The organism is Corynebacterium lipophilum (assembly GCF_024102595.1).
GTDB lineage: Bacteria > Actinomycetota > Actinomycetes > Mycobacteriales > Mycobacteriaceae > Corynebacterium > Corynebacterium pseudogenitalium.
Map to the genome: position 1 here is coordinate 1 of NZ_JAEUWV010000037.1, position 4,566 is coordinate 4,566.

General features: G+C 53.0%; 5 protein-coding genes and 1 pseudogene. 2 read left to right on the top strand and 4 right to left on the bottom strand.

Features of this window, described 5'->3' with window-relative positions; all coding sequences use genetic code 11:
• A partial coding sequence (locus tag JMN37_RS11140) for a hypothetical protein (protein ID WP_252932188.1) occupies positions 1-244 on the bottom strand: 244 nt, incomplete at its 3' end.
• 185 nt (positions 245-429) lie between these two features.
• Positions 430-699: a hypothetical protein gene (locus JMN37_RS11145; RefSeq protein ID WP_071573730.1), complete on the bottom strand. Its 270-nt coding sequence runs from the start codon at positions 697-699 to the stop codon at positions 430-432.
• A gap of 242 nt (positions 700-941) precedes the next feature.
• On the opposite strand from JMN37_RS11145, the gene JMN37_RS11150 reads away from it, so the two are divergent.
• Entirely contained in the window at positions 942-1,361 is a 420-nt protein-coding gene (locus JMN37_RS11150) for a hypothetical protein (protein WP_071573731.1), read from the top strand.
• Between the two features lie 125 nt (positions 1,362-1,486).
• Here the strand turns inward: JMN37_RS11150 and JMN37_RS11155 are convergent, their stop codons facing one another.
• Positions 1,487-1,864, bottom strand: coding sequence for a hypothetical protein (locus JMN37_RS11155; protein ID WP_071573732.1), 378 nt, complete (start codon positions 1,862-1,864; stop codon positions 1,487-1,489).
• A gap of 277 nt (positions 1,865-2,141) precedes the next feature.
• Here JMN37_RS11155 and JMN37_RS11160 point away from each other — a divergent pair, with 277 nt between their 5' ends.
• Positions 2,142-3,719, top strand: coding sequence for an RNA-directed DNA polymerase (locus tag JMN37_RS11160; protein WP_252932189.1), 1,578 nt, complete (start codon positions 2,142-2,144; stop codon positions 3,717-3,719).
• Positions 3,720-3,827: 108 nt separating this feature from the next.
• Here the strand turns inward: JMN37_RS11160 and JMN37_RS11165 are convergent.
• Positions 3,828-4,091 (bottom strand): annotated as a pseudogene (locus tag JMN37_RS11165) (transposase); the annotation flags it as partial.
• Between the last annotated feature and the right edge of the window lie 475 nt (positions 4,092-4,566).

The following is a 4,566-nucleotide window of genomic DNA, read 5'->3' on the forward strand; positions in this document are numbered from 1 at the left end:
TGTGGAGTTTGAGGATCTCGACGTGGTCGGTGACGTCGGCGTTGTTGGAGATCGCCCAGGTTGAGGTCCAGTCAGGTCCCGCTGTGTGGCCGAATGAGTGGATGTCTGCGTCGTAAAGATCCGCCTGCGTCACCTGTTCAGCTGCCGACGCTGACGCAGTGACAAAGGGCGAGTTACTCGGAGCTACGACTGAGCTTGTACCGAGTGCGATAGCGATGGCAACCGCGGCTATTGAGCGTTTCATGGGGGCTCCTTTTGGCCTCTCGAAATATGGATACCCACATCTTAAACTGCCACCCAGACATTTCCTTTGAACTACTCAGTTTATATCCATAAATGCAGGTCAGGAGCTAATTATGGTTTGGATAAACCGCTTTTGCTTGACTGAGCAAAAACCTTTGGTGCTAGTTCACGCTTCCGCTATTGGACCTAAAACGGCAACCCCACTAACACGAACGGCACGATCGTCCCCGCTACGACCGAGACCACAATCGTCGCAATCCCCAAGTCCTTCCGCTTCCCCTCCTGAAACAGCGACACCACGCCGAGCGTCAGCCCAGCCGCCGGCAGCACGTACCGCAGTGGCTCCCACCCGATGATCAGGAAGGTCTTCGCAACGGCGAACACGAGACCGAGTACAGCGACAACTAGCGCGACGGCCCCAAGTGGGTTCGCCCTCTCACGACCCGGTTGTGGCATCGTCCCTCCATGAATCTCGTTCACTCACAAGGCGTTTCACTGTAAGTGAATGGCGCTTCTCCCGCTAGCAAGACAACCCAGCAAGCTTAAAGATTAGCCCCGACATCGCAAATGGCCTCAACACTTATTAAAACCGCGTGACCTGGTACTTTAAGGAGAGTTCTGATTCCTAACGCTGCCTCGAAGGCTGTGGTAACCTTCCAAAGGTTATTACCAAAAACTTTCCTGACTGGAGAACAACTGTGGATTTCGCCAAGCTCAAACCAGGTAACCTCAACGTCGACATCAACACCATCGGTGCTGTCTTTGGCATTCTCGCCGTCATTGCTGCCATCGTCGGTGGCGTTGTCGGGTCTGGCGCTCTACACGACCAGTCCGGTAGCTCGCGGGGTGCGAGCATGCAGGTGATCACCCCAACCCCCGCCGTTACTGCTCCGGCGACGGAGGAGACTTCCGAGAATGAACCGGCTGAGGATTACCTCAGCCCTGCTATCCGTGAACACAGCAAGCACGCCGAGGATCTTGCTAGCAAGGCGGAAGAATTCATTCGGCGTCAATTCGAGCTCAACCGCCAGTCCGAGGAGCTTCTTGGTCGAGCGGATGATTTCGTCCGTCAAGCAGATGAGATGATTCGTCAGCGCGAGGCGGCTGGTCTGTATTAGTCCACCTTCGCAGCAAAAATTTTGGTGCATCCCACTAGACGGGGATGCACCGTTTTATTTAGGTACTGGGTTGTGCAGCCGTGTTATTGCAGGCCCCAGCTTATCGACGCCAGCTCTGCCATCGCCTACATTTCGCCAGCAGTCGCTTTGAGTTCTGCCGCTTCGAGATCACGTAGGGTGACGCCTCCGTGTGTTTTCCAGGCAGTCTTGCCTGAGGTGGATGCCCCCGTGAGGGAGTTCGATGAGGTTAGCGGACCTCTCTCGGTCCATACGCACTGGAGCAGGCGCGGAATCGACCAATTCTGCTCGCAGGATCGAATCTTCGAGGGCGACGAATCCGTCGCTTGTCCGCCGCCTTTCCTGGAGGCTTCCTGGGCATTCAGGTACAGCAGCGGCTCCTCACCGGGCTGTGGTGGCTCCGATGCGTTGTGCGCCGAGGATTTGGCGTCATCGGCCGGCTCAAACGCCCGATAACCCAGTGAACTGATCAGGATTTTCGCCATCCGGATAAATTCGTCCAGCTCGCCCCGGTGACCGCCACCTTCAAGGAAAGCGATTGTTTTTACGACTCAAAGTCCGGACCGCCACGCCTCCTGTGCTTATGATTGTTTTCTCAGAAGGAATCAAAATTAGCGAAGGGATCCGGTCTTGACCACTTCAGCTGTCGACGAAAAGACAATACTCTTCAACGCAATTTTTAGGGAGCAGTGGCTAAACTTCATCAACAAATACCCTGCCTTACCCCCGATCATTTCAACCGAATCTTTCACAATAGACCTAATGGATGCGCTAGCATCCATTCCAACCATCGCGGACCCATCGAATGGCAATTCTGCGGCTAGGCGGTGCCAATTTGTGGGGCCGTGCAGCTATCAAGTCGTTCGATTCGATGGAAAGGTTCGGTTCTTAGAATTTCCCCACCCGTGGCCTTACGCCAAGCTGGGTAAGGCACTCATCGACAACTGGGATAAGCTAGGACCGCTTTGCGACACAGCGGAATCTCTCCTGAGGCCACGCCTCGATTTAAATTCGAGTCGAATAATTGCGTTTAACTATGGCGATAGAGAAGACGAATGGCTGTCGGCGCTGGACGAAGCCGCGCCATTCGTAAATGGGCGCTCCTCGTTCGATGAACCAAGGGTGCTAGCCCTAGACATAGCCAATTTCTTTCCCTCGATCTATACGCACGCGTTGGACTGGGCGATCTCCAAAGGAAGATTTAATTCGAGAAATTCACTAGGCAGCTCGATAGATTACGCATACACATATGTGCGTAATAACCGCACGGATGGGGTATCTATCGGTCCGATCACTTCTAATATCGCGGCTGAAATAATTCTTAACGAACTCGACAAATACCTACAAGACGCGAAGCGCAAGGGCGAGCTCGATTTTCGCCGTTACGTAGATGACGTCGAAATTTTGATACCAGCGTCAACCGATCCATCGGAACTGATCAGCGATATTTCGATGATCTTGAAGAAATACTCACTAACACTTAACCACACTAAACAATCTTACTCGACGGTTTTTGACTTCCTCGCGAACGATATCGGCACTATCGCTAATCAGTTTCTAGAAACATGGCGCGAGTTCCCATCTCGAGGAAAACTGAAAGTGTTTATTGTGGAAATACATCAGTTCTCCCAAAAGCACCAAAAAATGTCATTGCCTAGGTACTTATGGCCGAGTCTGCTCACAAAGGCCAAAGAAGCAGGTCTGTTTTACGAGTTCTTGGTGGAATCTATGTATCTTCTCCCGATGCATCCAGAATTAATCCAAGGCTATACCCAGACAATTGCTGACTCGCCCGAGCTGATAACCAGAATCGCGAAATCTCTTTCTGCGAAGGAGTTCTTGACAAAACTATTCCGAGATTCGCTTCGCATTGGGTCTGTCGAGTTTACATGTTGGCTGATTTACCTTTCGGAGCTCTTGACCCTCGATCTGAGCCACGTAATCGGCGACTTTGTGCAACAAGTGCTCAGAAAAAATGGCACCGGATCAGCCAGCCAATTCCCGCCCAGCTTGCCATTAAGTTTCTCGGACGCTGAAGCCTTACGGAATCAAATGAACCCCATACTCGCGGTGTGTCTGCTCCACTACTCATATGAGCTGGAAAAATACAACCACGGGGTCTCTAATTTTACTACTAATCTTCGAGACCTGTTGTGCACCACGTATACGACCCCTGGTAACTGGAATGATGCTCGGATGGCCGAGTGGTCACCCGAATGGCCGATCCGGTACGAACTATGTCGCAACGGTGAGATTAGTATTTCCAGCCTCTCCGCAATCGAGAAGAGGTGTTTTGAGATCATGATTGACCACGAATTCAGTTTGCTAGCTCACCCCTGAGCTGCGGGGAAAGAACCATCTAGCGTCGCGGGAGGCTGGCCCGCCAGTGCCAATTTACAGCCCTATCACCGTAGGTCGGTTTCGCCTCTCAAACCGGCTCTTCCGGTTTTAGAGTGCATTGATTTTGTGTCGGATGTTGGCGGCGTGGATGAGGCACCGCAAGATGCAGCGGTCGAGGTTGCAAAAGCCGAGGGCGATGCCGCGTAGGAATTCCAGCCGACCGTTCATCGCTTCGACAGGCCCGCTGGATACTCCGTGGTCGAAGTAGGCGAGGATGTCTTTGCAGCGCTTGTTCATGGTCCTGCCCAGCTGCGCGATCTCAGCGACCCCGGCGTCTTTCATACCAACAAGCGTGTCGATAAGCCTGCGCATGGCTAGGTGGTGTATCGGTGCTTTCGAGTATGTGGTTGGTTTCGGGGGCGGGGTTGGGTAAGCATTAGGCGGCGATCTCCTTGCACTGCTGAAATTGACGCGCGAAGAGCTTTCCCCAGGTTTGACCCCGGTCACCCTGGAATGAGTATTAGCATTGTAATTGGAAACGGAGGCGTTTCTGGCAATCGGTGAGTACTTTACTGCGAAGCCGCTTGCCTTGTCGCTAATCACGTTGCCAGTGTCTAGCGCCTCAGCTTTTCGACGCGAGCTCTACCCCGCCTGCATCGAATAAAGATCGGGCGCATTGTGCTGAGCGCGGGTAGTTGGTACCGCGGTTCCGGATCTGTGGTGTAAAGTGTCAGCACCTCGTGCACGTTGAGTGTCATCAGGTTGTGCACACTGGGTGTCAGGAGGTTGTGCACACTGTGTCCCATGGGTGTGTGCACAGTCCTGCGTGTTTTAGTGGAGTAGTTTG

Coding starts and splice junctions, on each gene's coding strand:
- JMN37_RS11160 (WP_252932189.1), top strand. CDS start 2,142: ATGGATGCGCTAGCATCCATTCCAACCATCGCGGACCCATCGAATGGC.
- JMN37_RS11145 (WP_071573730.1), bottom strand. CDS start 699: ATGCCACAACCGGGTCGTGAGAGGGCGAACCCACTTGGGGCCGTCGCG.
- JMN37_RS11155 (WP_071573732.1), bottom strand. CDS start 1,864: ATGGCGAAAATCCTGATCAGTTCACTGGGTTATCGGGCGTTTGAGCCG.